Below are 25,280 nucleotides of genomic sequence, written 5' to 3'. Positions count from 1 at the left end.
TCCTGTCGAACCTATTCAGGAGACGTCGCTGCGCTGGGTCAATAACGGCTTCCGGAAAACTACTTTCGGTCACGCCTTCGCAGCAGTACGACGCCGAGAATGCCCAGGACCAGGAACGCGCCGTAGCCGAACACCATGAGCATGATCGAGATGCTGTCGAGCTTGATGTCGTTCTGCGGGTCGCTGTTGTCGGCCACGAGCGCGCTGAACCCCCCGGTGCAGCACAGCGCGACCACGGCGAGCACCAGGGCGATCACCGCGCCGACGAGCCGGCCGGTGGATCGGGCGGGCTTCGACGAGCCGTGCGACGGACCGGCCGGGGCTTCGGGCCGCGGAATCTGCTCCGGGGCGCGGGGCGGCTGCGGCACGGTCACCGGGGCGAGCGCGGCGTCGATGCGGGCGAGCAGGTCCGGGGGCACCGGATAGATCGTCGGCTCGACGCGGATGCTGAGGCTGTCGAAGCCGATGAGGGAGCGCCCGCCGTCGGGGTAGGCCAGCGACACCGCGCACTCGGCGAACGGAATGGCGATCGGCGCCCGCCCCTCCCGCTCGAGCCCGATGCCGGTCGGCCCGACGACGAGGCTGACCTTGCCGTCGCGCCGGGAGCGGAACGGGTGGCCCGGGATCGGCCGCTCGGAGGCGACCGGGGCGGGCGCGAACCCGGCCCACTCGGCGTCGTGGCCGCTCGGGGTGCACAGCAGCCCGCCGTCGAGCATCTCGCGCGCGACCGGCAGCAGGCTGTCGACGGTCAGGGCCTGCAGTTCGGCCCGGATCTCCTCGAGGGTGCGCAGCGGCGCGCCGGTGAGCAGGTCCATCGCCCGGGAAGGCAGCCGCCCGACCTCGGCCAGCGGCCCGCGCAGGCCGTCCTCGGCCTTGGCCTTCACGGCGTCGAGGTCGCCCGGCTCGATCCGCCCGGCCCGCAGCTTGGCGAGCACGTCGACGAAGCCGCCGAGGACGGCGTCGTGCTTGCCCGGCACCGAGTCGGCGACGGCGGTGATGACGGCCATGCCGTCGCCCCGCGGCTCGTAGTTCGTGGCGGCGGTGTAGGAGTTGCCGTCCTCCTGGCGCAGGCTGCGGTACAGCTCCCGCTCCAGCACCCCGGCCAGCGCGGAGGCGGCGGGGCCGCGCCGGACCACGCCGTCGTAGGCGACGTGGGTGCCGTCGCCGGAGAAGTACGCCGGCGTGGCGCGCAGGGCCGATGTCGGGGCGGGCACGGGGCGGCGCGCGCCGTCGGGCAGCGCCAGCTTCAGCGCCGGCGGGATCCGCTCGCCGGCCACCCAGAGCACCGCGTTCTGCCGGGTGAACCAGGCCGCGGCCCAGCGCTTTAGGTCCTCGCCGGTGATCCGGGGGAGGCCCATTTCGTGGTACGCCGGGAGCCCATACGTCCGGGCACCGTACCGCCACAGCGCGAGCGACTCGGCCGGCCCGCCGCTGCGCCCGCTCTCCTCGGCCGCGAGCACCTGCCGCTCGGTCTCCAACCGGTGCAGCGGCAGCGCCTGCAGCGACGCGCACACGCCGTTGAGGAAGGCGACGATGTCGTCCTCGCCGCCCTGCATGTGCAACACCGTGGTCACGGCGCCGGTGCTGCCGTTGTAGTGGTAGTCGGTGAGCCCGTGCCCGTGCAGCACGAGGTGCTCCAGCAGGTGGGTGATGCCGCGGTACGCCAGGGTCTCGTCGGCCTGGCCGACCCGGAACGTCAGGCCGGCGATCATCGGCCCGTCGTGCCGCGCGAAGAGCGCCGGGACGCCGTCGACGTCGGTCTGCTCGATCGTCATGACTTGACCACCGCCTTGCGGGCCGAGAGGTACAGGCTCCGCCCGTCCGTCGGGCTGAAGTAGTTCCAGAGGTCGCCGCCGCCGTGCTCGCCGACGAACTCGAAATGGGGCCGTGCCGCGGCCCGGTCGCCCATGACCCAGAAGACGAGGGCGAAGAGGTTGTGCGCGGTCAGCGCCCGGTACCCGTCGGCCCGGAACGCGGGATGGCGCACCGAGCGGTCGGCCGCCTCGTAGACCTCGGCGCGGGTCTCGGGCAGCTTCCAGACCTTGCCGTTGCCCTCCTCGAAGCAGATCTCGACGTACACCTCCAGCAGCGCCAGCGGGGCCAGCGAGCCGTCGGGGGCCGCGCGCAGACACTCGAGGCCGAAGGCGCGGGCCTTCTCGAACGAGCCCGACCACTTGGGGCAGAACTGCTGCACGATGCCGGCCTGTGCGGCGTACACGTGCGGCACGTGCCGACTGAGCCGGTCGTAGCGGCGCCGGGCCTCGTTCTGCCCGAGCTGCAGCCCGCGGTTGACCCTGATCCGGCTGGTCCACGCGGTCGCGTTGGCCGGCTCCTCCGCGGTGACGCCGACGAGGATGCGCTCGGCGCGGCGCAGGTGGTCGTGGAAGGTCGCGAACTGCTCCCGGCTCACGTTCTTGGCCCGCGCGCTCGAGCGCACCTCCCAGCCGGCCGAGATGAGCCGACCGGCGTAGAGGGTACGGGCGAGCGTGCCGGGCTCCCGCTCGGCACAGGCCGCGAGGAAGTCCTCGCTGCCGGCCACGCCGGCGACGATTCCCGCCGCGTACTCGTGGTCGTTCGGGTCGGTGAGGGCCGCGAACCGTGCGGCGACGGCCGGCCAGTCCCGGCGGCCCACTGCCTGGCGCAGCTCCCGCAGTTCCTCGAACGGCGCCGCGGGGTCGAAGTCGGTCACGACGCGAGAGCATAGGTGAAGCGGCCTCACGTGTGGGGCCCCGTTTCGGCAGTTCGACCCGTGGCTGCTGGGTGCGAACGGGGCGAGTGGGGCACAATGCATGCTCGTGACGACCTCGATTCACCAGCGCATCGCGGAAGAGCTCGGCGTCAGGGAGCGGCAGGTGACCGCGGCGGTCGACCTGCTCGACGGCGGGGCCACGGTGCCGTTCATCGCCCGGTACCGCAAAGAGGCCACCGAGATGCTCGACGACGCCCAGCTGCGCACGCTGGAGGAGCGGCTTCGGTACCTGCGGGAGATGGAGGAGCGGCGGGCCGCCATCCTCGAGTCGATCCGCAGCCAGGGCAAGCTGGACGAGGCGCTCGAGGCGCAGATCATGGCGGCCGACTCCAAGGCCCGGCTGGAGGACATCTACCTGCCGTACAAGCCCAAGCGGCGCACCAAGGCCATGATCGCCCGCGAGGCCGGGCTGGAGCCGCTGGCCGACGGGCTGCTGGCCGACCCGAGCGTGGACCCGCAGGCGGCCGCGGCCGTCTTCGTCGACGCCGAGAAGGGCGTGGCCGACGCCGCCGCGGCCCTGGACGGCGCGCGGGCCATTCTCGTCGAGCGCATGTCCGAGGACGCCGACCTGATCGGCGAGCTGCGCGAGAAGATGTGGGCGCAGGGCCGGCTGACCTCGAAGGTCCGCGGCGGCAAGGAGACCGACGGCGCCAAGTTCGCCGACTACTTCGACTTCAGCGAGCCGTACACCAAGCTGCCCTCCCACCGGATCCTCGCCATGTTCCGCGGGGAGAAGGAGGAGATGCTCGACCTGGTGATGGAGCCGACCCCGGACCCGGAGGCGCCGTCGCTGTACGAGCCGGCCATCGCCTCGAAGTTCGGCATCCGCGACGCGGGCCGGCCCGGCGACAAGTGGCTCAACGACACCGTGCGCTGGGCCTGGCGCACCCGGATCCTGGTCCACCTCGGCATCGACCTGCGGATGCGGCTGTGGCAGGCGGCCGAGGAGGAGGCGGTGCGGGTCTTCGCGGCCAACCTGCGCGACCTGCTGCTCGCCGCGCCGGCCGGCACCCGGGCCACGATGGGCCTCGACCCGGGCTTCCGCACCGGCGTCAAGGTCGCCGTCGTCGACGCCACCGGCAAGGTGGTCGACACCCACACGATCTACCCGCACGTGCCGCAGAACAAGTGGAACGAGTCGATCGCGATCCTGGCCGCGCTGTGCCAGAAGCACAAGGTCGAGCTCATCGCGATCGGCAACGGCACCGCCTCCCGCGAGACCGACAAGCTCGCGGCCGACCTGGTCAAGCAGTTCCCGCAGCTCAGCGTGGTCAAGGTGATGGTGTCCGAGGCGGGCGCCTCGGTGTACTCCGCCTCCGCCTTCGCCTCGCAGGAACTGCCCGGCCTGGACGTCTCGCTGCGCGGCGCGGTCTCGATCGCCCGGCGCCTGCAGGACCCGCTGGCCGAGCTGGTCAAGATCGATCCGAAGTCGATCGGCGTGGGGCAGTACCAGCACGACCTCTCCGAGTCGAAGCTCAGCCGCTCGCTCGACGCGGTCGTCGAGGACTGCGTGAACGGCGTCGGCGTCGACGTCAACACCGCGTCCGCCCCGCTGCTGACCCGGGTCTCCGGCATCGGCGCCAGCCTGGCCGACGCGATCGTGGCGCACCGCGACGCCAACGGCCCGTTCCGCAACCGCCGGGCGCTCAAGGACGTCGCCCGGCTCGGCCCGAAGGCCTTCGAGCAGTGCGCGGGCTTCCTGCGCATCCCCGGCGGCGACGACCCGCTGGACTCCTCCTCGGTGCACCCGGAGACCTATCCGGTGGTCCGGCGCATCCTGGCCACCACCGGCGGCGACCTCAAGGCCCTGATCGGCAACGGCACCGCGCTGCGCAAGCTCAAGCCGGCCGACTACGTCGACGACACCTTCGGCCTGCCGACCGTCACCGACATCCTCAAGGAGCTGGAGAAGCCCGGCCGCGACCCGCGCCCGGCCTTCAAGACCGCCGAGTTCGCCGACGGCGTCGAGAAGATCTCCGACCTGACCCCGGGCATGCTGCTGGAGGGCGTGGTCACCAACGTGGCCGCGTTCGGCGCCTTCGTCGACGTGGGCGTGCACCAGGACGGGCTGGTCCACGTGTCCGCGCTGTCCCGCACGTTCGTGAAGGACCCGCGCGAGGTGGTCAAGCCCGGCGACATCGTGCGGGTGAAGGTGCTCGACGTGGACATCCCGCGCAAGCGCATCTCGCTGACCCTGCGGCTCGAGGACGAGGCCACGCCGGCCCCACGCGAGCGGGGCGAGCGCCCCGAGCGCCCCGAGCGCCGCGAGGGCGGCGGCCGGCCCCGCGGCGGCGACTCCCGCGGCGACTCGCGCGGTGGCGGCCGCCCGCGGGAGTCCCGGGACTCGTTCAGCGGGGGCGGGGCGCTGGCCGACGCGCTGCGCCGGGCCGGGCTCGACAAGGGCCTCGATGGGCTCAAGGACCAGCAGAAGCAGCGGCGGAAGTAGGGCGCAGGCGCCCGCGCTGCTCCGGGCTGGACTAGGGCCTCGACGGGCTCAAGAGCCAGCAGAAGCAGCGGCGGAAGTAGGGCGCAGGCGCCAGACCCGCGTGCGCATGACGTCCCCGTCCTCCAGCTCCCGGCGGACGGGGACGTCGTAGGCGGCCAGCTCCTCGAAGCGCCGCTCCGGCAGGTAGCCCCGGCCCGGGTCGCCGACCAGGGCGACGCTTGTGGCGGTGCGGAGCATCTGCAGTACCGCCGCGGCAACCGTCTCGGAATAGAAGACGTCCCCGGCGACGATCACGTCCGCCGGGACGAGCCGCGTGGCGGTCTCGATCGTCACGCCGTTGCGCTCAGCGTTGCGGCGGGCGGCGGCCAGCGCCCGCGGGTCGGTGTCCACGGCGGTCACGCGGGCCGCGCCCGCCTTGGCCGCGGCGATGGCCACCAGGCCCGAGCCGGCGCCGAGGTCCACGACCGTGCGGCCGGCGACGACGCCCGGATGATCCAGGAGGTACCGCGCCAGCGCGATCCCGCCGGGCCAGGCGAACGCCCAGAAGGGCGGCGGGGTGTCACTGCGGTAGTCGCCCTCGAAGAGCGGGGTGCCGTCCGCGGCCAGGTCGAGCTCGATCTCCGGCAGCATGCCAGCCCCCAAATACGGAAATATCCGGACGCGCGCAGCGCCCGGACATTTCCGATCGGTCGGAAGGTCAGCCGACGATGCCGCTGAACAAGGGAAGCACGCCACCGGCGATGCCGCCGACCGCGGGCAGCCCGGTCACCAGCGGGAGGGCCTCCGGCTGGGCGTGGCGGGGCCGGTAGGCGCTCTCGGTCACCAGCGGGAGGCGGCCGGCGGCCTGCGGCAGCGCGCCCGTGGTCGGGACCAGCCGGTTGGCCACGGCGGTGGTGCTCACGCCCGGGGTCGGGCCGATGCCGCCGATCACCGGAAGGCCGGTGATCGAGTCGTTCTTGAGCACGTCGCTGCCACCCAGCGGCGCGTCGCCGACGAGGGGCAGGCCGCCGGACTCGGTGTACCCGACCGGGATCGCGTAGTCGTTGACCGGCTTCAGCGTGCCGCGAATCGGCAAGCCGTCGCCCAGCAGCGGCAGGCTGCCGACCAGCGGGAGGTCCTCGGTCTGGGCCCCGCGCGGGGACGGCTTCGGCTTGGACCGCGTCGCCGGCAGGGCCGGGAGGGCGGTCGAGGTGTCGGCGATCGACGTGCCGCCCAGCGTGCCGGTGCCCGGCAGGCCCGGCAGGCCCACCTGGTCGAGGCTGGTCAGCTGGCCGACCAGCGGCAGGCCCGGCAGCGAGCTCTCGGTGCCGGCGACCGGCACGGCGCCGGTGGGCAGGGCCGGGAGACCCGGCAGGCGGCTCGACGTGGTCCGGGGCAGGCCCAGGCTGTCGGTCGGGACCAGGCTCGACACCGGCACGCCGTCGAGCACGCCCGGCATCGGGCGGCCGTTGAGGCGGTTGGTCTCGAGGCTGGCATCGGTGGCCGCGTCGACGCTGGTGTCGATGCGGTCGCTGTGCGCCTGCAGTTGCAGCGACTGGTTGTTCGGCCCGCCAAGGGGCGAGAACAGATCGTCCAGCTGGCCGGCTGCCAGCGCGGTGTCATCGGCGTGTGCGGCGCCGGCGCCCAGCAGCAGCATGCCGCCGGCGAGGCCGACGGTGCCTACCGTCCGGCGAAACCACGTGTTCATCGGCGAAAACCCATCTGGTCGACAATGCGATTCGCCGGGTCCAACGAGACGCCGGGGCTTCGGAAACTGGTGATCTTCGTTAGGATCGCCCGGTGGCGTCCGAGTCTTCGCTGCTGAGGCGCCTGCGCGGCAATCTTCCACGCGCCCGGGCGATCACCCGTCCGTGGTCGATCGAGCCCCCGGCCGACCCCTCCTCCGATCCTGCCGCCCGGCACGTCGTGCACGGCCCGGCGAAGCGGGTGGTGGTGTGCGGCGACGACCCGCTCGCCCACCGGCTGATCAGTGAGCTGATCCTGCAGTACGGGGTGCACGTCACCGCGATCATGCCCAGCGCCGAGCGGCGGCACGGCCCGGAGATCGCGCGGCTGCTGTCCCGCCACGGCGGCCGGGTCATCGAGGCCGAGCGGCCCGACACGGCGGCGTTCGAGCGGGCCGACCTGACCGGCGCCGACGCGCTCGCGCTGGTCAGGCAGGACGACATCGGCAACCTCGACGCCGCCCTGCAGGCCCAGGAGGTCAACCCGAAGATCCGGCTGGTCATCCGGATGTTCAACCTGCGGCTCGGGTACAGCGTGCGGCGCAACTTCGCCGACGTGCGGGTGCTCTCCGACGCCCAGATGGCCGCGCCGGCCTTCGTGTCCGAGGCGCTGGGCGAGGTGGCCCCGGTGCACGTGCGGGTCGCGCAGCGCACCCTCTTCGTGGCCCGCCGCGCCGAGGTCCGCCCCGACGACGTGGTCTGCGGCCTGGCCGCCACCGCCGGCGAGGACGAGCCCCGGCTGCTGCCGGAGGAGCAGGAACAAGCCGATGTCGTACTCGCCGTTGCCAACGGCGAGCGCGCCGCCACGGTCGTGGAGCGGGGCGAGCGCCTGCCGCGGCGGCGCCCGAGGGCCGAGCGCCTGGGCCGCTGGTGGCGCCGCCAGCTGCGCAGCCCCCTGCGGCTGGTGCGCGGACTGGTGAGCCGCCGGCTGTGGGTCACCGCCGCCGCGTTGCTGGCCGTGCTCGTCGCCGGCAGCGTGGTCATCGCCCACTACAAGCACGTGAGCTGGTGGAACGCCGCCTACGTGACCCTGCTGTCCGAGCTCACCGGCGCGAGCCCCGACCTCGAGTCGCACTGGCCGGAGAAGCTCGTCACCACGCTGCTCGGCCTGGTGAACGTGGCCCTCATCCCGGTCATCACCGCGGCCGTGGTCGAGGCGGTGGTCAACGCCCGCCTGGCGATCGCCCTGGGCCGGCTGCGCGAGCCGGTCTCGGACCACGTCATCGTGGTCGGCCTGGGCAACGTCGGCACCCGGGTCATGCACGCCTTCGTCGACCTCGGCGTCCCCGTCGTGGTCATCGACCGCGACGAGAACGCCCGCGGCGCCCAGTCCGCCCGGTCCCGCGGCGTGCCGTTCATCATCGGCGACGCCAGCAGCGCCGAGACCCTGAAGGCCGCGTCCGTGCAGACCTGCCGCGCGCTGGTGGTGGTCTCCACCGACGACCAGGCCAACCTAGAGGCCGCCCTGGAGGGCCGGGCGCTGAAGCCCGGCCTGAGGGTCGTCCTGCGGCTCTTCGACGGCCGCTTCGCCGACCGGGTGCAGCGGGCCTTCGGCATCACCGCTTCGCGGAGCGTGTCGTACCTCGCCGCCCCCGCCTTCGCCGCCGCCCTGCTCGAGCGCGAGGTGATCGGCACCGTCCCGATCGACCGGCGGGTGCTGCTGCTGGCCGAGGTGCCGGTGTGCGAGGGCTCCCAGCTCGACGGGCGCCCCGTGTCGGCGGCCCAGGAGGTGGGCGGGGTGCGGGTGCTGGCCGTGGCGACGGACGGCGAACAGCGGACGGTGTGGGCGCCGCCGGCCGCTTACGTGCTGCGCGCCGACGACCTGCTCACCGTGGTCACCACCCGCCTGGGCCTCGGCGATCTGCTGTCCCGCACGGGTGGCACGCCCTCGTAGCGCCCGGCCTGGCGTCGCTTCTCGGCCGCGGCGCCGACTCCCGTGCCCTGGCCCTTCCTCCGCTCGCGCGAACGCCTGTTCCGCTCCCACCTCTGCTCCGTCCCTTACCTCCGCTCCGCTCCGACCTCCGCTCCGCTCCGACCTCCGCTCCGCTCCGACCTCCGCTCCGCTCCGACCTCCGCTCCGCTCCGACCTCCGCTCCCACTTCCGCTCGGCTCCACTTCCGCTCCGACCTCCGCTCGGCTCCACTTCCGCTCCGACCTCCGCTCCCGCCTCTGCTCCGTTTTCGACGTCCGGCGCCGTCGTTCGCCGCTCGTCTTGGTGCGTCATGTGTCCGAAATTTCGGAAATGTCGGCCGGTTGTCGTGGCGGTGCGGGCCGGTTGGGTCGCAACGGCGGTACGGGCGACGGATCCGCGGGCGTTCCCGCCTCCTGGCGGGTGGATGGCTCGTTGAATGGGCGGATCGCCCGATTTACCCCTAACGCTCCGGGGCGGTCCCTTCTTGCAACCCATTCGGGAGGACGCGCTCATGCGCCGTAGGTCGTTGCTCGTCGCCGGGGTCTGTGCCCTGCTGGGAATCGCCGGGGCGGGGGTCGCCATGGCTTCTTCCGGCCCGCCGTATCGGGCGCCGGGCAGCGCGCCGCAGCTGCGCCACGACATCTCGGGCCTGCGGGAGCCGGGTGCCGAGCCGGCCGGCGTGCTGGAGTCGGTGACCACCGGGGCGATCGAGCGGGCCGCCAGCCGTACCTTCGAGTACCCCGGCGCCGACTACGTGAAGGTGCACTTCTCGCGGCTTGCGCTCGGGTCCGGCGACAAGGTCGTGGTGAGCGATGCGTTGGGGACCGAGCACTACGAGTACACCTCGAAGGATCTCGGCGACTCCGGCAACTGGTCCATGTCCGTGTCGGGCGACCGGGCCGTGGTGCGGGTCGTGAAGGGGCGCGACGACGTCTTCGGGATCCGGTCGCGGCTGGCCTCGATGGGGGTCACCGTCGACAGCGTGGCGCGCGGACAGACCGCCGCCGAGCGGACCAAGGCCGACGCCGACCGGAAGGCCGCGCTGGCCGCCGGGCCGCGCGAGGAGAGCATCTGCGGGCGGGCCAACGAGACGGAGAACGCGGCCTGTTACAAGTCGTCGGACCCGGTGGCCTACGCGAACTCGAAGCCCGTGGCCCGGATTCTCATCAACGGCGTCGAGCTGTGCACCGCCTGGCGGGTCGGCACCCAGAACCGGATGCTCACCAACCACCACTGTTTCACCACCACTCGCGAGGCCCGCAACACCGAGGTGTGGTTCAACTACGAGTGCGCGCGGTGTGACGGCGGCGCCACGCTGCGTCCGGTCAAGGTCATGGGCGACCAGGTGCTGGCCACCGACGACATCCTTGACTACACGCTGTTCAGCGTGCGCAACTTCGCGCAGATCCAGCAGTTCGGGTACCTCGAGATCGACGACCGGGCCCCGGTGCGCGGCGAGGAGCTGTACATCCCGCAGCACCCCCGGGGCGCCCCGACGGTCATCGCCAGCGAGGACGCCACCGAGCGGAGCGGCAACTGCGCGGTGGACAACCCGGCCTACGACGGCTACGCGGCGCGCACCGACATGTCGTACTTCTGCGACACCGACGGCGGCTCGTCCGGCTCCCCGGTGATCTCCCGGCGCACCAACAAGGTCATCGCCCTGCACCACTTCGGCGGCTGCCCGAACTCCGGCGTGCGCATCGACCGCATCGCCGCCCAGCTGCGCCGGGTCATGTAAAGATCCCGTGCACGTGGGGCCCGGTGCGCCGGGCCCCTTCGCCTGTTCGGGTACCGTTTGACCTCGTGCGCCTCGAGTTACGCCCAATCCGCCCGTCTGGTTGGTGGCTCGACGCGCTGCTGGTGGCGGGCTTCGCCGTCATCACGATCCTGCTGGCCGCGAAGACCCCGCTGCTGAGCCTGGACCTCGCCGTCCGCGACTTCGCCGACGCGCACCGCCCGGGCTGGGCCGACACCCTGCTGCGCTGGTGCAACCGGCTCGGCCAGGGCGGGCAGGTGCTCACCCCGCTGGCCGTGATCGCCGCCTTCTTCCTGACCCGCGCCCGCCACACCGTGCGCCCGTTCCTGCTGGTGATCGGCGCCTTCGCGATCACGTACGTGACGATCGGCCCGCTGAAGATCTGGACCGACCGGCTGGCGGCGAGTGAGCACGTGCACGCCCACCCGGAGTACCTCTTCTACGCCGACGAGGGCATCTCGTACCCGTCGGGCCACGTGGTGAACGCCATCGTCTGGTACGGCGTCCTCGCCACTCTCCTGACCGGCGTGGTCAGCCCGCGGGTGGTGGCGGTGATCCGCTACACGGTGCCGGTGGTGCTGTTGTTCACCACGACGTACCTGAGCTTCCACTGGATCACCGACGGCCTGGCGGCGCTGCTGCTGGGGCTGTTCCTGGACCGGCTGCTGCGGCGGGTGCCCTGGGACGCGGTGCCGCTCGGCGGGCGCCTGACGCGCGCGGGCTGGGCCGGCCCGTTCTACGACGTCGAGCCGGCCGGGACCGAAGCACCGCTCGGCAACCGGGTGTAAGGCCGCCGGGCCCGAAGCACGCTCAGCTACGAACCCACGCACCCGCGCGCATCACGCGCCGCACGTTCAGCTCCTCGTCCAGCACCAGCAGGTCGGCGCGGGCGCCCGCCCGCAGCGTGCCGCGGTCCGAGCCCAGGCCGATGGCGCCCGCCGGCGTGGTCGAGGCCATCCGCGAGGCCGCCGCCAGCGACAGCCCCGCCCCGACGGCCCGCCGGAACGCCTTGTCCATGGTGAGCGTGCTGCCGGCGATCGCGCCGTCGCGGGTCAGTCGGGCCACCCCACCGGCCACGTCGACGCTCTGGCCGCCCAGCTCGTACGTGCCGTCGGGCATGCCGGCGGCGGCCATGGCGTCGGTGATCAGGGCGGCGCGGGCCGGGCCGGTGACCGAGGCGGCGAAGGCCAGGGTGCCGTCGTGCAGGTGGATGCCGTCGGCGACGAACTCGCAGACCACGCCCGACGCGCCGAGGAGGGCGAAGACCGGGCCGGGCTGGCGGTGGTGGGGCGGGCGCATGCCGTTGAAGACGTGGGTGCCCACGGTGGCGCCGGCCTCGACGCCGGCGAGGGCCTCCTCGTACGTCGCGTCCGTGTGGCCGATGGCGGCGACGACACCGCGAGCGACCAGCAGCCGGATCGCCTCCAGCGCGCCGGGGAGCTCGGGGGCGACCGTGACCAGCCGTACCGCACCCTCTCCCGCGGCGATGAGGGACTCCAGCTCCTCGAGCGACGGGTCGCGCAGGAAGGCCGGGTTCTGGGCGCCGCAGCGGGCCTGGGAGAGGTACGGGCCCTCGAAGTGCACGCCGGCCAGCACGCCCTCGGCGACGAGTGGGGCGAACGCCCTGGTGGCGGCGAGCATGAGCTCCGGCGGCGAGGTGACCAGGCTGGCGAGCATGGTCGTGGTGCCGTGCCCGAGGTGGTACGCGGCGGCCTTGCGCGCCTCGTCCGCGTCGCCGGTGGTGAAGGTCGCGCCGCCGCCGCCGTGGACGTGGATGTCGACGAAGCCGGGCACCACGACGGCGCCGTCGGCCGCCGCGCCCCCCTCGCCGACCTCGGCGATGTGCTCGCCCTCGATGCGGACGAAGCCGTTGTCGATGACGCGGTCGCCCGCGACCACCCGGACCCCGGACACCACCGTCATTGCGTGTTCCCCTTCGTGTTCAGGTTGTCGAGCGCGATGAGGGCCGCGCCCAGGCAGCCGGCCTCGTCCCCGAGCGCGGCGCGGGTGATGTCCGGCTCGCGGTGGAAGGTCACCCGGGCGCGCACGCCCTCGCGCAGCGGGGCCAGCAGGGACTCGCCCGCCTCGGCCAGCCCGCCGCCGAGCACGATTACCGCCGGGTCGAACAGCGCGATGCCGGTCATCAGGCCGTCGGCCAGCGCGTCGATCGTCTCGCGCCACACGGCGACCGCGGTCGGCTCGCCCTCGGTGGCCAGCCGGGCCACCTCCTCGGCGGTGGCCGGGCGCCCGGCCTGCTCGGTGTAGCGCCGGCCGACCGCCGACGCCGAGGCGACCGCCTCCAGGCAGCCGCGCTGGCCGCAGCCGCAGACCGGGCCGCCGGGCCGCACGACGATGTGGCCGATCTCGCCGCCCGCCCCGTGCGCGCCGGTGTACACCTGGCCGCGCACCACATTGGCGGCCGCGATGCCGGTGCCGATGGGGATGACGAGCACGTAGTCGTGCCCGCGCCCGGCGCCGAGCCGCGCCTCGGCCAGGCCGCCGCCGCGCACGTCGTGCCCGAGGGCCGCGGGCAGCCCGAGCCGTTCTTCCAGAAGCCTTCGCAGCGGTACGTCCCGGAATCCGACGTTCGCCGCCCAGACCGCGACGCCGTTGGCCTCGTCGATGACCCCGGGCACCACCAGCCCGGCGCCCACCGGCTCCAGCCCGTTGGCCCGGGCGGTCGCGAAGAGCCCGCCGGCGATGTCCAGGATGGTCGCGATGACGGCCTCGGGGCCGCGCTGGGCGCCCGTGGGGTGCCGCTCCGCGTGCTGGACCGTGTGCAGTGCGTCGCCGTCGGCGCCGACCAGGGCACACTTGATCCCGGTGCCCCCGACATCGAGGGCGATCACGGTCTGCGTCATGTGCTCTATGTCCCCGATCACTCACTGCCTGATCGTTATGGCATCAAATCCGGCGGGTTCGCGCATCATTGCGCACCGATGGGCCGGCTGGCAACCATGTCGTCCGGGTTTGTTCGAGCAGTTGCCTTTGCGTTTACCCGCCGTTTCGAGCATTATTGTGCACACATCTCGCACCGTATGCGCAGGGGAGGGGTCGAGTGGACCGCTATGCGCGCTGGAACGCGCTCCTCGAAATCCTCACCGACGCCGGCCGCATCAGCGTGGAGGACGCGGCGGAGCGGCTGGACGTGTCGCAGGCCACGATCCGGCGGGACTTCGACCAGCTGGCCCAGCAGCAGATGATCACCCGCACCCGCGGCGGGGCCGTGGCCAACGGGGTGTCCTATGACCTTCCCCTGCGGTACAAGACGGCCAAGCATGCCCCGGAGAAGCAGCGCATCGGCGCCGCGGCGGCCGCGCTGGTCTCGCCCGGCATGGTGGTCGCGCTCAACGGCGGCACCACGACCACCGAGGTGGCCCGCGCGCTCGCGGTGCGCCCCGAGCTCACCGGCGGGGTCGACGACGCCCAGCTCACCGTGGTCACCAACGCCCTGAACATCGCCAACGAGCTGCTGGTGCGCTCCCGGATGAAGATCGTCGTGACCGGCGGGGTGGTCCGCCCGCAGTCCTTCGAGCTGGTCGGCCCGCTCGGCGGCAACATCCTGCGCGACGTGACCCTCGACATCGCCCTGCTCGGCGTCGACGCGCTCGACGTCACCCTCGGCGCCGCCGCCCACCACGAGGGCGAGGCGGCGATGAACAGCCTCATGGTCGCCCGCGCCCGCCGCGTGGTGATCATCGCGGACAGCTCCAAGCTGGGCGGCCACGCCTTCGCCCGGATCTGCCCGATCGACCGCATCGACACGCTGGTCACCGACTCCAACGCGACGGCCGTCACGCTGGACGCCTTCCGCGCGGCCGGGGTGAAGATCGTCACCGCCTGACGGTATTACGGCGGGCGTGCAATCCGAAGAAGCGGGCATGTCGGACATCTCCCGGCATGATCGGGTGGGTGAACGGCGGGTCAGCCGATAGGGTGGCGGTGACCCCACATCCCCCGGGAGAGCGACGATGAAGCGCGATGACCTCGCCGCCCGCCGCGTCGCCCCGCAACAGTCCACAGAGGACGTCGACGACTTCCTGGACGGCGACGAGCCGGAGGAGCCGGCCCGGGACGTGGCGGCGGCCGAGGAGCCGGCCGAGCTCGACGAGCGCAGCAAGAAGATCCTCGGCTTCGAGAAGCAGTGGTGGCGCCAGGCGGGGGCCAAGGAGCAGGCCATCCGCGACACCTTCGGGCTCAGCGCGACCCGCTACTACCAGCTGCTCAACGCCCTGCTCGACGACCCCCTGGCGCTGGCGCACGACCCCGTGGTGGTCCAGCGCCTGCGCCGGCTGCGCGCCTCCCGGGCAAGGCACCGGTAGGCGACTCAGCGCGCCTTCTGCTGCTCCGCGTAGTTGGCCAGCCAGGCCACCTGAACCGGGTCCAGCGACGGGCGGACCCGCTCGCGGGCCAGCTCCACGTGGGCGGCCGTGACCTCGGTGGCGTCCAGCGACTCGCGCATCGCGGCCAGCGCCGACTCGCGGACCAGCGCGGCGCAGTCCGCGGCCGAGAACCGGTCCAGCGACCCGGCCAGGGCCTTCAGGTCCACGTCGGGGGCGAGCGGCACCGACTTCGCGGCCGCCCGCAGGATCTCGGCCCGCGCGTCGGCGTCCGGCGGCGGCACGAAGACCAGCCGCTCCAGCCGACCGGGGCGCAGCAGGGCCGGGTCGACCAGGTCGGGCCGGTTGGTGGCGCCGATGACCACGACGTTGCGCAGCGACTCGACCCCGTCCAGCTCGGTCAGCAGCGCGGCGACCACCCGGTCGGTGGTGCCGCCGTCGGTGGCCTGCCCGCGGGTCGGGGCCAGCGCGTCCACCTCGTCCAGGAAGACCAGGGTCGGCGCGGCCTCGCGGGCGCGGCGGAAGAGCTCGCGCACCGCGCGCTCCGACTCGCCGACCCACTTGGACAGCAGCTCGGCCCCCTTCACCGAGAGCACGTTGGCCTTGCCGGTGCCGGCGATCGCCTTGACCAGGAAGGTCTTGCCGCAGCCGGGCGGGCCGTAGAGCAGCACCCCGCGCGGGGGCTCCACGCCCAGCCGGGAGAAGGCGTCGGGGTACGACAACGGCCACAGCACCGACTCGGTGAGCGTCTGCTTGACCTCGACCATGTCGCCGACGTCGTCGAGGGTGACCTTGGCCAGCTCGAGCGAGCTCTCGGCCATCGACGTCGGGCGGACGACCTCTAGCGCGGCCTCGAAGTCGGCCATCACCACCTGCAGGGCCTCCGCCTCGCGGCGGTGGCGCAGCGCGGCCCGGACCCCGGCCTCGCGGGCCAGCGCGGCCAGGTCGGCGGCGACGAAGCCGGGCGTGCGGCCGGCGACGTCGTCGAGGCGCACGTCGTCGGCCAGCGGCATGCCGCGGGTGAGCACGCTCAGCTGCTCGCGGCGCAGCGCGGCGTCCGGCAGCGGCACCGAGATCTCGTGCGCGAGCAGTTCGGGGGAGTGCAGCGCCGGGTCGACCGACTCGGGGCGGCTGGTGGTGCACACCACAGCCTCGCCCTCCCGGATCAGTTCGGCCAGCAGTTGGCGGAACACGGTGGCCAGCGGGCCGGGCTGGTCGCGCGGCGCGAGCGCATCGACGTCGGAGATGAGCAGGATGGCCGGGCCGGGAGCACGCATCTCGTCCGCCGCCTTACGCAGCCGGGCCGCGGCGTCGTTGTTGGTCAGCGCCGCGATCTCGGGCGCCCACAGCGCCACCACCTGGGCCTCGACCTCGGCCGCGACGGCGCGCACGAGCGCCGACTTGCCCGAGCCGGCCGGGCCGGTGACCAGCACGCCGAGGGAGACGGTGGTGCCGAGCTTGGCCAGCACCTCGCCGTGGTGGAAGCCGAGGTCCAGCAGCTCGATCAGCTGCTCGGCCTGCGCCCGCAGCCCGGGCAGGTCGTCCAGCTCCGGCGCCGGGACCGGGGCCGAGGCCGGCGCGGTGGCGGTGGGGGCGGCGCCGGCCGGCGCGACGACGCTGCCGGGCGCGTGGGTGGCCTGGCCGTGCTGCCAGCCGACGGCGGTGTCCATGGTGACCAGCGCGCCCGGGTCCGGGTCGGCCGCCACCACGGTCAGCAGGGCGCTCGTCCAGGCGTAGCCGACGGTGTTGGACAGGCTGCGCCGGGCCGCCTCGACCAGGCCGCGATCCACCATGTGTACCGCGGGAGCCGACACCGACAGCGTCCCCAGCGACACGTCCTGGGGCAGCAGCGACACGTTGTCACCGACCGTGACGACCTTGCCCAGCAGGGCCAGCCGCAGCATCTCCGGCGAGACGACCGCCATGATCTCGGCCGGCCCGGACAGCGTGACCGTCTGGGCCGCGCGTAGCGGGGCGGCGGCCACCGCCACCTGGCCCCCGTCCCGCAGGCCGAGGTTGCCCAGCAGCAGGTCGTCGGCGTAGAGCAGGGCCCGGCTGGCGCCCGGCTCGGCCACCGCGACGATCCCGGCCGAGGTGCGCCGGCCGGTGAGCGCGATCGGGTCGCCCGGGCGTAGGCCGAGCGCGGTCAGCACCTCCGGGTGCAGGCGCACGACCCCCCGGCGGGCGTCGAGCGCGGCTGGGCGGAGGCTGGCGGTGAGCGTCAAGGTCGCCGACACGCAAACGAGCGTAGCCGTTGCTGTGAAGTGCCTGAGGGATTGCGCCCGCCGCGACATCCGATGCGTACGTTTGGTCAATGCGAGTTCGCCTGCCGAGCCTGAGCCGGCGCCAGATCATCTCTGGCGCCGTCGCGTTGGTGCTCGTGGCGGGGCTGGTCGGCTGGGCCGCGGCGCCCAAGCCGAAGAGCTTCCGCACCACCGATCAGATGATCACGGTGAAGACCGGCCCCGGCGACGGGTCCGAGGTCACCCTGGACACCACGCTCTACCTGCCCAAGTCGGCCGGGGCGGACGACCCGGTGCCGGCCATCCTGCTGGCCCACGGCTTCGGCGGCACCAAGCAGAGCGTGCGTTCCGACGCGGAGCGCTTCGCCGACCAGGGCTACGCGGTGCTGGCCTGGACCGCGCAGGGCTTCGGCCGTTCTACCGGCGAGATCCACCTGGACCACCCGGACTGGGAGGTCAAGGACGCCGAGCGGCTCATCGACTGGCTCGCCGCGCGGCCCGAGATCCGCAAGGACGGCAACGACCCGAAGGTGGCCGCCGTCGGCGGCTCCTACGGCGGCGCGCTGTCCCTGCTGCTGGCCGCCCAGGACGCCCGGGTCGACGCGATCGTGCCGATGATCACCTGGAACGACCTCGTCAACGTCTTCCTGCCCGGCGGGGTGTTCAAGCGGCAGTGGGCGGGGGAGTTCTTCGGCTCCTCGGAGAACCCGGCCGACCCGCAGTGCGGGCGCTTCGCCGCGGACATCTGCAAGGCGTACCTCGACATCGCCACCACCGGCCGGTCCACCCCCGCCACCGAGGCGCTGCTGCGCAGGTCCTCGCCGTCGCAGGTGCTGGACCGGATCAAGGCGCCGACGCTGCTGATCCAGGGCCAGGTGGACACCCTGTTCCCGCTCAGCGAGGGCGACGCCAACGCCCGCGGCATCGCGGCCAACGGCACGCCGGTCCGCGTCGCCTGGTACACCGGCGGCCACGACGGCGGCAGCGGCCCGCAGTCCGAGGTGGACCGGCTGCGGCAGCTCAGCGACCAGTGGCTCGGCCACTACCTCAAGGGCAACGGCGCGACCCCGCCGACGAGCTTCACCTACTCGCGGGTCTCCGGCCTCAACGCGCAGGGCCGCGGCCTGGTCACCGCCGCCTCCTCGGTGGACGCCTACCCCGGCCTGCGCAACGCCGGCGCGGCCGTCGAGCTGCAGGGTCCCGACCAGCGGATCGCCAATCCGCCGGACGGCAATCCGGCGCCGATCTCCTCGCTGCCCATCGCCGGGTTGGCGGGCCTGCTCGGCACGGCCGGCGCCGGCGGGATCACCCGGGAGATCCCCGGCCAGCACGCCGACTTCGTCTCGGCCCCGGTCGGCGCGGCCCTCGACGTGACCGGCGCGCCGAAGGTCCGGCTGCGCGTCGCCTCCCCGACCGGCGACGCGACGCTCTTCGTCAAGCTCTACGACGTGCCGGCCAAGGGCGAGCCGTCGGTGCCGGACGGGCTCATCGCCCCGATCCGCCTCACCGGCCTGCCCAAGAGCATCGGCGACGCGGTGCCGGTGACCGTCACCCTGCCCGCGGTCGTGCACCGCTTCGAGGCGGGCAGCCGGGTGCGGGTCACGGTGGCCACGGCGGACTCGGGCTACTGGTCGCCGGCGGAGCCGGTGGTGTACACCGTCGCCCTCGACGGCCCGGTTGATCTCCCCGCCATCGCCGGCATCCCGCTGGCCAACCCCGACGTCGTGTGGCGCTACGTGCTCGCCGGGCTGATCGCGGCCATCGCGCTCGGCCTGGCCGTGGTGCTGATCCTCGCCCGGCGGCGGGCCCGGCGCATCGACCGCAGCGTCGACGCCGAGCTCGTCGACACGCCGCTGGTGGTGCGCGGGCTGCGCAAGGAGTACAAGGACTTCGTCGCGGTGTCCCGGGTGGACTTCACCGTGCGGCGCGGCCAGGTGGTCGGGCTGCTCGGCCCGAACGGCGCCGGCAAGACCACCTCCCTGCGGGTGCTCATGGGGCTGACCCGGCCGACCGCGGGCGAGATCCTCGTCTTCGGCCACCGGCTGCTGCCCGGCGCGCCGGTGCTGTCCCGGGTCGGGGCGCTGGTCGAGGGGCCCGGCTTCCTGCCGCACCTCACCGGAGCGCAGAACCTGGAGCTGTACTGGAAGGCGACCGGCCGCCCGGCCGAGGACGCCCGCTTCGATGAGGCCTACGAGATCGCCGGCCTCGGCACCGCGGTCAACCGCCGGGTGAGCACCTACAGCCACGGCATGCGGCAGCGGCTGGCCATCGCCCAGGCCATGCTCGGCCTGCCGGAGCTGCTGGTGCTCGACGAGCCGACGGACGGGCTGGACCCGCCGCAGATCGCCGAGATGCGCAAGGTGCTGCGCCGCTACGCCACCGGCGGGCGGGCCGTGCTGGTCTCCAGCCACCTGCTGGCTGAGGTCGAGCAGACCTGCACCGACGTGGTGGTGATGCACCGGGGCGAGGTGGTCGCGGCCGGCCCGGTCGACGAGATCGTCGGCGAGTCGCCCAGCGTGCAGCTGGACGTCTCCGACGTGGATACGGCCGAGAAGGTACTGCAGGAGCTCACCGGCGTGCGCTCGGTGGCCTGGTCCGGCGGGCGCGGGCTGGTCGTCGACATCGACGGCGCGCCGCGGGCCGAGGTGGTGGCGGCGCTGGTCAGGGCCGGGGTCGGCATCGACCGGGTCGCCCCGCGGCGCCGGCTGGAGGACGCGTTCCTGTCGCTCGTCGGCGGGGACACCAAGGCGAGTGGGGAGCGGCCGTGAGCGGTCCGGAGCGAAGCGGAGGTGACGGCGTGAGCACCGATGTGGTTGGGGGAGCGGCCGTGAGCACCGACGTTGTTGGTGGAGCGGCCGTGAGTACCGAAGTCGTTGGGGGAGCGAGAGGGTACCGGCCCGGCGCCACCCTCTCGCTGTGGACGGAGATCCGCAGGCAGGCCTCTCGCCGGCGCACGCAGATGGCGCTGGGCTTCATGGTGCTGCTCCCGCTGATCATCCTCATCGCGTTCCAGCTGGACAGCGGCAGCAACAACGACAACGGCGGCGGCAACGGCCAGTTCTCCCGCCTGTCGGACCTCGCGACCTCCGGCGGCCCGAACTTCACCCTGTTCACGCTGCTGGTGTCGTCGGGCTTCCTGCTGGTCGTGGTGGTCGCGCTGTTCTGCGGCGACACGGTGGCCAGCGAGGCCAGTTGGGGCAGCCTCCGGTACCTCCTGGCGATGCCCGTCCCGCGGGCCCGCCTGCTCGGCATCAAGCTCGCCGTCTCCCTCCTCTACAGCCTGCTCGCGGTGCTGACCCTCGTCGGCACCGCGCTGCTGGCCGGCACACTGCGCTACGGCTGGGCCCCGCTGAGCGCGCCGATCGGCGGGGAGATCCCGGCCGGCACCGGGGTGGTGCGGCTGCTGGAGATCGTGGGGTACCTCTGCGTCTGCCTGCTCGTCGTCGCCTCGCTCGCGTTCCTGCTGTCGGTGTCGACCGACGCCCCGCTCGGCGCGGTCGGCGGCGCGGTGCTGCTGCAGATCCTGTCCAACATCCTCGACCAGATCACCGCGCTGGGGAACCTGCGCACGGTCCTGCCGACGCACTACAACGACGCCTGGCTCGGCCTGCTCTCCAGCCCGATGCAGGTCGACGACCTCGTCAAGGGCGCCGTGGCCGCGCTCGCCTACGCCACGGTGTTCTTCGCCCTCGGGTTCTGGCGCTTCCTGCGCAAGGACGTGGTCAGTTAGGCCCACGTCCACCGGGCGCCCTACCGACCGGTAGGGTGCCCGGTCATGCGAATCTCCGCCCTCGGGGGCGCGTGCGCGTTGGTCGTCGGGCTCGCCGCCCTCGCGGCGGGCCTCTACTACGACCAGGGCCACCTGGTGCAGTGGACCCACTTCGCGCAGACGCCCAACGTGACCAAGGGCCCGACCGAGCTGGAGACCGCGCGCGTCTTCAACCTGCTCGGCTCGTTCGCCAGCGCCTTCGCCGCGCTCGTGGCCGCCGGCAGCACCCTGCTGGCCCGGCTGGCCGGCCGCTCCGGCGAGTGGGTGCTGCGCCTGACCGCCGTACTGCTGCTGGTGGTCCTGCTGCTGGTCGCGGTGGCGGTCGGCGTCGGCTCGTTCACCGGCGGCGACCCGGTGGCGATCATCGACACCCCGTGGTGGCTGCTGGCCGCCGAGTGGGGCGCGCTCGCCCTGGCCGTCGTGGGCGCCGCGACGGCCACCGCCCAGCTGTGGCGCTTCGTCCCGGAGACGGATGGGGCGGCCGCCTGATCGGGCGCTATGCCTCGTAGCCGCTGACCGTGCGCATCGGCGGGCGGTCGGGGTGGGCGACGGTCGTCTCCCGCGGTACGACAGCGGAATCATGCCGCTCGAACTGCGTCAACGTCGGCCAGGCCGAGAGGCTCGGCGACACGCGGGCGTTGATCGTCTGCAGGATCGTGGCGGCCATCCGGCCCAGCGCCGCCGTGTCCTGGTGACCGTGCGTGCGCTGGCCGAGATCGACCTGCGCGATGGCGTCCAGCCCGTGCCCGCGCCAGGCGTCGATGAGCAGGCCGGTCTCCACGCCGTAGCCGGCCGCGAAGGGCAGCGACTCGAGCAACGAGCGGCGGGCCGCGTACTCCCCGGCCAGCGGCTGCACCACCCCGGCCAGCTCCGGGAAGTAGGCGTTGAGCAGCGGCCGGGCGGCCAGCTCGGTGACCCGGCCGCCGCCGGCCGCCGAGACGTCCAGCAGCGGGCGGTCGTAGAACGCCTTGACCATCAGCGTGGTGGGGTCGGCCAGCAGAGGGCCCAGCAGGCCGGTCACGAAGTGGGGCCGGAAGTCGGTGAGGTCGGCGTCGATGTACACCAGAATGTCGCCCTTGGTGACCGCGAGCGCCTTCCACAGCACCTCGCCCTTGCCCGGCCGGGAACCGGTGCCCGGCAGGATGTCGTCGCGGTGGTGCACGGTCGCGCCGGCCGCCGCGGCCACCTCGGCGGTGCGGTCCACCGACCCCGAGTCGACCACGATCAGCTCGTCGACCAGCGGGCCCAGGGTGCGCACCCCGGCCACGATCTCGCCGACCGTCGGCTCCTCGTCCAGCGCCGGCAGCACCACGCTCACCCGCGTGTCGCCCTTCGCCGCCAGCACCTCCTCCGCGGGCCAGTCCCGCCAGCCGGAGGTGCGCCGGCCGAACCAGTTCGCCGCGATCGGGTGCATGACTGAAACGCTAGCGGTGTCCGAGTCGTGAGATGACTCATACCCGGCCCCCGGTGGCGCCCCTTACACTGGGGGCACAACTGCATACCTCATCCAGAGGGGCAGAGGGATACGGCCCGATGAAGCCCCGGCAACCCCTGCGCGCGTCTCGATGTTGAGGCCAGCGGGCGGTAGGTGCCAAATCCGTCCCGGTGCACGCCCGTGCGCTTGGGGAAGATGAGAGGAAAGGCCTCCGCCATGACCTCGACGCTCAGCGTCTTCACCGACTCGCCGGCCCGCAACCTGGTTTGCCGCGGCTGCGGGGCCACGTTCCCGCTCGCCGCCCAGCACGCCTGTTACGAGTGTTTTGGCCCGCTCGAGGTGGGCTACGACCCGGCCGCGCTCGCCCGGGTGACCCGCGAGCAGATCGAGGCCGGCCCGCAGAACATCTGGCGCTACGCCCCGCTGCTGCCGGTCGGAGTCGACCCGGACACCCGGGTGAGCCTCGACCCGGGCCTCACGCCGCTGGTCAAGGCCGACGGGCTGGGCAAGGAGCTCGGCTTCACCGCGCAGCTGTGGGTCAAGGACGACTCGGCCAACCCGACGCACTCGTTCAAGGACCGGGTGGTCTCGGTGGCGCTGACCGCGGCCAAGGCGCTGGGCTTCACGCGGTACTCCTGCGCCTCCACCGGCAACCTGGCCAACTCCGTCGCCGCGCACGCGGCCCGGGCCGGCGTCCCGTCGACCGTGTTCATCCCGGCCGACCTGGAGCCGGGCAAGATCATCATGACCGCCGTGTACGGCGGCGAGGTCGTCGCCATCGAGGGCTCCTACGACGAGGTGAACCGGCTCTGCTCGGAGCTGACCGAGACCGACGAGTTCGAGGACACCGCGTTCGTCAACGTCAACGTCCGGCCCTTCTACGCCGAGGGCTCCAAGACGCTCGGCTACGAGGTCGCCGAGCAGCTCGGCTGGCGCATCCCGGCCCAGGTGGTCATCCCGATGGCCAGCGGTGAGCTGCTCACGAAGGTCGACAAGGCGTTCGCCGAGCTGGTCGAGATCGGCCTGGTGCCGGCGACCGAGTGGAAGGTCTTCGGCGCCCAGTCGGCCGGCTGCAACCCGATCGCCAAGGCCCTGCACGACGGCGTCGACGAGATCACCCCGGTCAAGCCGACCGGCATCGCGAAGTCGCTGAACATCGGCGACCCGGCGGCCGGCGTCTACGCCCTGGAGTCGGTGCGGCGCACCGGGGGCTGGATGGAGTACGCCGACGACGACGAGATCCGCGCCGGCATCCAGCTGCTCGCCCGGACCACCGGCGTCTACGCCGAGACGGCCGGCGGGGTGACCACGGCGGTGCTCAAGAAGCTCGTCGAGTCGGGCAAGCTCGACCCCAGCGCCGAGACGGTCGTCTTCAACACCGGCGACGGCCTGAAGACGCTCGATGCGGTGGCCGGCAACGTCGGCCCCACCCACCGGGTGAAGCCGTCGCTCAAGTCCGCCCGCGAGGCCGGCCTGCTCGGATGATTTTTGAGGCCCCGTCGTCACCGAGCGTTCACGCAGAGAGAGCGCTTTCAGGCGGGGACCTGCCGTCGATCGTCCGAATGGCGGATGTGATCGACACGCAACGTGATCGTCGGCGTGCCGTACGCTGATCGGGGACTTGACGCCTTAGGTACCTAGGTCCAGGATGCTCGGTGCGGGAGGACGTGTCGCCGCGAGACTTCGCCGATTTCGGTGGGGTCCGCGACCACAACACCGGAGGTGTTGGCGAGCGTCCTCTCGACCAATTTCCGGGCATAAATGGTTTGCCGGAGCCCGCGCACCGCGCCCACGCTGGGCCCATGGCCCGGACACCGATCAAGATCGTCGAGGTGCGCGCCGATGACCCGGCCGCGATCGACGTGACCTACGACATCGGGGACGCGGCGTTGCGCGCCGACGTGCCGGACTGGCCCGACGGCGGCCGGTTCTCCCACGCGGCGCTGTTCCGCGTCCCGGCGCCCTGGTGCGAACGCCGCGTCTTCCTCGCCCTCGACGGCGACGCCCCGGCCGGCACCGTCGAGCTGGAGTTGCCGCTGCGCGACAACCTGAGCAACGCCCACATCGAGGTCCTCGTCGCCCCCGGGCACCGGCGCCGGGGCATCGGCCGGGCCCTCTACCGGCACGCGGCCGAGCTCGCCCGGGCCGCCGGGCGCACCACCGCCCACTCGTTCAGCCTGCTCGCCCCGGCGCAGGAGGCCTTCTGTGCCGGGCTTGCGATGCGCAACGGCCTGACCGACGCCCGCCGGCGGCTGCTCATCGCCGACCTCGACCACGCCGCGCTCGACCGGCTGCACGCCGGGGGCCTGGCCCGCGCGGACGGCTACACCGTGGTGCGATGGGTGGGCGAGGCGCCGGAGGAGTACCTCGAGGACCTCGCCGCGCTGGACAGCTCCTTCGTGGCCGAGGCGCCGATGGGCGAGCTGGAGTACGAGCCGGAGAAGGTCGACGTCGGGCGGATCCGGGAGCAGCAGCGGACGTTCGCCGCCCGGGGCTCGCGGCGCTACCACACCGGCGTCGTCCACGCGGCCGGAGGCCGGCTCGTCGCCTGGACCGCGATGGGGCTGAGCGAGGGCGTCGACTGGCACGCCTGGCAGGGGATCACCCTGGTGCGCCCCGAGCACCGCGGCCACCGCCTCGGCATCGTGGCGAAGGTCGAGAACCTGCGGGCGATGCTCGCCGCCGAGCCGGCGGTGACCACGATCGACACGTTCAACGCGGCCTCGAACGAGCACATGATCGCGATCAACGAGGCCATGGGCTTCCGATTCGCGGGCAACTGGGCCAACTGGCAGGGCCCCACCACCCTCTAGGTGACTGGTGCTAAACGCGGGCTGATTGGTGACGCCGGTCAGCCCGCGTTTGTTGTTGGGGCGAGGTCGGGTTCGGGAGGTGCGCGCGGA

General features: G+C 73.1%; 18 protein-coding genes, 1 pseudogene and 1 riboswitch. Of the genes and pseudogenes, 11 read left to right on the top strand and 8 right to left on the bottom strand.

Annotation, left to right across the window (positions count from 1 at the left end):
* Nucleotides 1-59 precede the first annotated feature (59 nt).
* Entirely contained in the window at nt 60-1,775 is a 1,716-nt protein-coding gene (locus AB0M46_RS30550; RefSeq protein WP_363341558.1) for an insulinase family protein, read from the bottom strand.
* On the bottom strand, nt 1,772-2,689 hold the full coding sequence (locus tag AB0M46_RS30545) for a hypothetical protein (protein WP_363341556.1): 918 nt from the start codon (nt 2,687-2,689) through the stop codon (nt 1,772-1,774). The genes AB0M46_RS30550 and AB0M46_RS30545 overlap by 4 nt, the downstream gene beginning before the upstream one ends.
* 100 nt (nt 2,690-2,789) lie before the next feature.
* On the opposite strand from AB0M46_RS30545, the gene AB0M46_RS30540 reads away from it, so the two are divergent.
* A complete protein-coding gene (locus tag AB0M46_RS30540; RefSeq protein ID WP_363341554.1) occupies nt 2,790-5,195 on the top strand; it encodes a Tex family protein in 2,406 nt (801 codons plus the stop codon).
* 48 nt (nt 5,196-5,243) lie between these two features.
* Here AB0M46_RS30540 and AB0M46_RS30535 read toward each other — a convergent pair whose 3' ends face one another.
* Nucleotides 5,244-5,825, bottom strand: coding sequence for a 50S ribosomal protein L11 methyltransferase (locus AB0M46_RS30535; protein ID WP_363341552.1), 582 nt, complete (start codon nt 5,823-5,825; stop codon nt 5,244-5,246).
* Nucleotides 5,826-5,892: 67 nt separating this feature from the next.
* Complete coding sequence (locus tag AB0M46_RS30530) at nt 5,893-6,882, bottom strand: hypothetical protein (protein ID WP_363341550.1); 990 nt, start codon at nt 6,880-6,882, stop codon at nt 5,893-5,895.
* A 92-nt stretch (nt 6,883-6,974) separates the two neighbouring features.
* On the opposite strand from AB0M46_RS30530, the gene AB0M46_RS30525 reads away from it, so the two are divergent.
* From AB0M46_RS30525 to AB0M46_RS30515, 3 genes are all read left to right on the top strand, one after another.
* Nucleotides 6,975-8,813 (top strand): NAD-binding protein, encoded by a 1,839-nt coding sequence (locus AB0M46_RS30525; protein WP_363341548.1) that lies wholly within the window; start codon nt 6,975-6,977, stop codon nt 8,811-8,813.
* A 529-nt stretch (nt 8,814-9,342) separates the two neighbouring features.
* A complete protein-coding gene (locus tag AB0M46_RS30520) occupies nt 9,343-10,572 on the top strand; it encodes a serine protease (protein ID WP_363341546.1) in 1,230 nt (409 codons plus the stop codon).
* A gap of 65 nt (nt 10,573-10,637) precedes the next feature.
* Nucleotides 10,638-11,378, top strand: coding sequence for a phosphatase PAP2 family protein (locus tag AB0M46_RS30515; RefSeq protein WP_363341544.1), 741 nt, complete (start codon nt 10,638-10,640; stop codon nt 11,376-11,378).
* Between the two features lie 22 nt (nt 11,379-11,400).
* Here AB0M46_RS30515 and nagA read toward each other — a convergent pair whose 3' ends face one another.
* Nucleotides 11,401-12,513: an N-acetylglucosamine-6-phosphate deacetylase gene (gene nagA / locus AB0M46_RS30510; RefSeq protein ID WP_363341542.1), complete on the bottom strand. Its 1,113-nt coding sequence runs from the start codon at nt 12,511-12,513 to the stop codon at nt 11,401-11,403.
* Nucleotides 12,510-13,451, bottom strand: a complete 942-nt coding sequence (locus AB0M46_RS30505; RefSeq protein WP_363341540.1) for an ROK family protein — start codon at nt 13,449-13,451, stop codon at nt 12,510-12,512. Before AB0M46_RS30505 ends, nagA begins: the two co-directional genes overlap by 4 nt.
* A gap of 197 nt (nt 13,452-13,648) precedes the next feature.
* On the opposite strand from AB0M46_RS30505, the gene AB0M46_RS30500 reads away from it, so the two are divergent.
* Nucleotides 13,649-14,434 carry a DeoR/GlpR family DNA-binding transcription regulator gene (locus tag AB0M46_RS30500; protein ID WP_363341538.1) on the top strand — a complete coding sequence of 262 codons (786 nt, stop codon included), beginning with the start codon at nt 13,649-13,651 and terminating at the stop codon, nt 14,432-14,434.
* A 253-nt stretch (nt 14,435-14,687) separates the two neighbouring features.
* Nucleotides 14,688-14,912: pseudogene (locus tag AB0M46_RS30495) on the top strand (DUF3263 domain-containing protein); the annotation flags it as partial.
* Between the two features lie 5 nt (nt 14,913-14,917).
* Here AB0M46_RS30495 and AB0M46_RS30490 read toward each other — a convergent pair.
* The gene (locus AB0M46_RS30490) at nt 14,918-17,167 is read right to left on the bottom strand and encodes an AAA family ATPase (RefSeq protein ID WP_363341536.1); all 2,250 of its coding nucleotides are present in this window, start codon (nt 17,165-17,167) and stop codon (nt 14,918-14,920) included.
* A 77-nt stretch (nt 17,168-17,244) separates the two neighbouring features.
* On the opposite strand from AB0M46_RS30490, the gene AB0M46_RS30485 reads away from it, so the two are divergent.
* The 3 genes from AB0M46_RS30485 (at nt 17,245) to AB0M46_RS30475 (ending at nt 21,431) form a co-directional block, all read left to right on the top strand.
* Nucleotides 17,245-19,941, top strand: coding sequence for an alpha/beta fold hydrolase (locus AB0M46_RS30485; protein ID WP_363341534.1), 2,697 nt, complete (start codon nt 17,245-17,247; stop codon nt 19,939-19,941).
* An 89-nt stretch (nt 19,942-20,030) separates the two neighbouring features.
* Nucleotides 20,031-20,903, top strand: coding sequence for an ABC transporter permease subunit (locus tag AB0M46_RS30480; RefSeq protein WP_363341532.1), 873 nt, complete (start codon nt 20,031-20,033; stop codon nt 20,901-20,903).
* A 45-nt stretch (nt 20,904-20,948) separates the two neighbouring features.
* Nucleotides 20,949-21,431, top strand: a complete 483-nt coding sequence (locus AB0M46_RS30475) for a hypothetical protein (protein WP_363341530.1) — start codon at nt 20,949-20,951, stop codon at nt 21,429-21,431.
* A gap of 7 nt (nt 21,432-21,438) precedes the next feature.
* On the opposite strand, the gene AB0M46_RS30470 is transcribed toward AB0M46_RS30475, so the two are convergent.
* Nucleotides 21,439-22,356 (bottom strand): glucosyl-3-phosphoglycerate synthase, encoded by a 918-nt coding sequence (locus tag AB0M46_RS30470; protein WP_363341528.1) that lies wholly within the window; start codon nt 22,354-22,356, stop codon nt 21,439-21,441.
* A gap of 86 nt (nt 22,357-22,442) precedes the next feature.
* Nucleotides 22,443-22,579, top strand: a riboswitch (SAM riboswitch).
* Between the two features lie 14 nt (nt 22,580-22,593).
* Here AB0M46_RS30470 and thrC point away from each other — a divergent pair.
* Both thrC and AB0M46_RS30460 read left to right on the top strand, forming a co-directional pair.
* Nucleotides 22,594-23,862, top strand: a complete 1,269-nt coding sequence (gene thrC, locus AB0M46_RS30465; protein WP_363341526.1) for a threonine synthase — start codon at nt 22,594-22,596, stop codon at nt 23,860-23,862.
* Nucleotides 23,863-24,179: 317 nt separating this feature from the next.
* Nucleotides 24,180-25,190, top strand: a complete 1,011-nt coding sequence (locus AB0M46_RS30460) for a GNAT family N-acetyltransferase (protein ID WP_363341524.1) — start codon at nt 24,180-24,182, stop codon at nt 25,188-25,190.
* Nucleotides 25,191-25,280: the final 90 nt, after the last annotated feature.

The organism is Dactylosporangium sp. NPDC051485, assembly GCF_040682015.1.
Taxonomy (GTDB): Bacteria; Actinomycetota; Actinomycetes; order Mycobacteriales; family Micromonosporaceae; genus Dactylosporangium.
The sequence above is the reverse complement of the archived record's forward strand: the minus strand, read 5'-3'. Positions and strand labels throughout refer to the sequence as shown.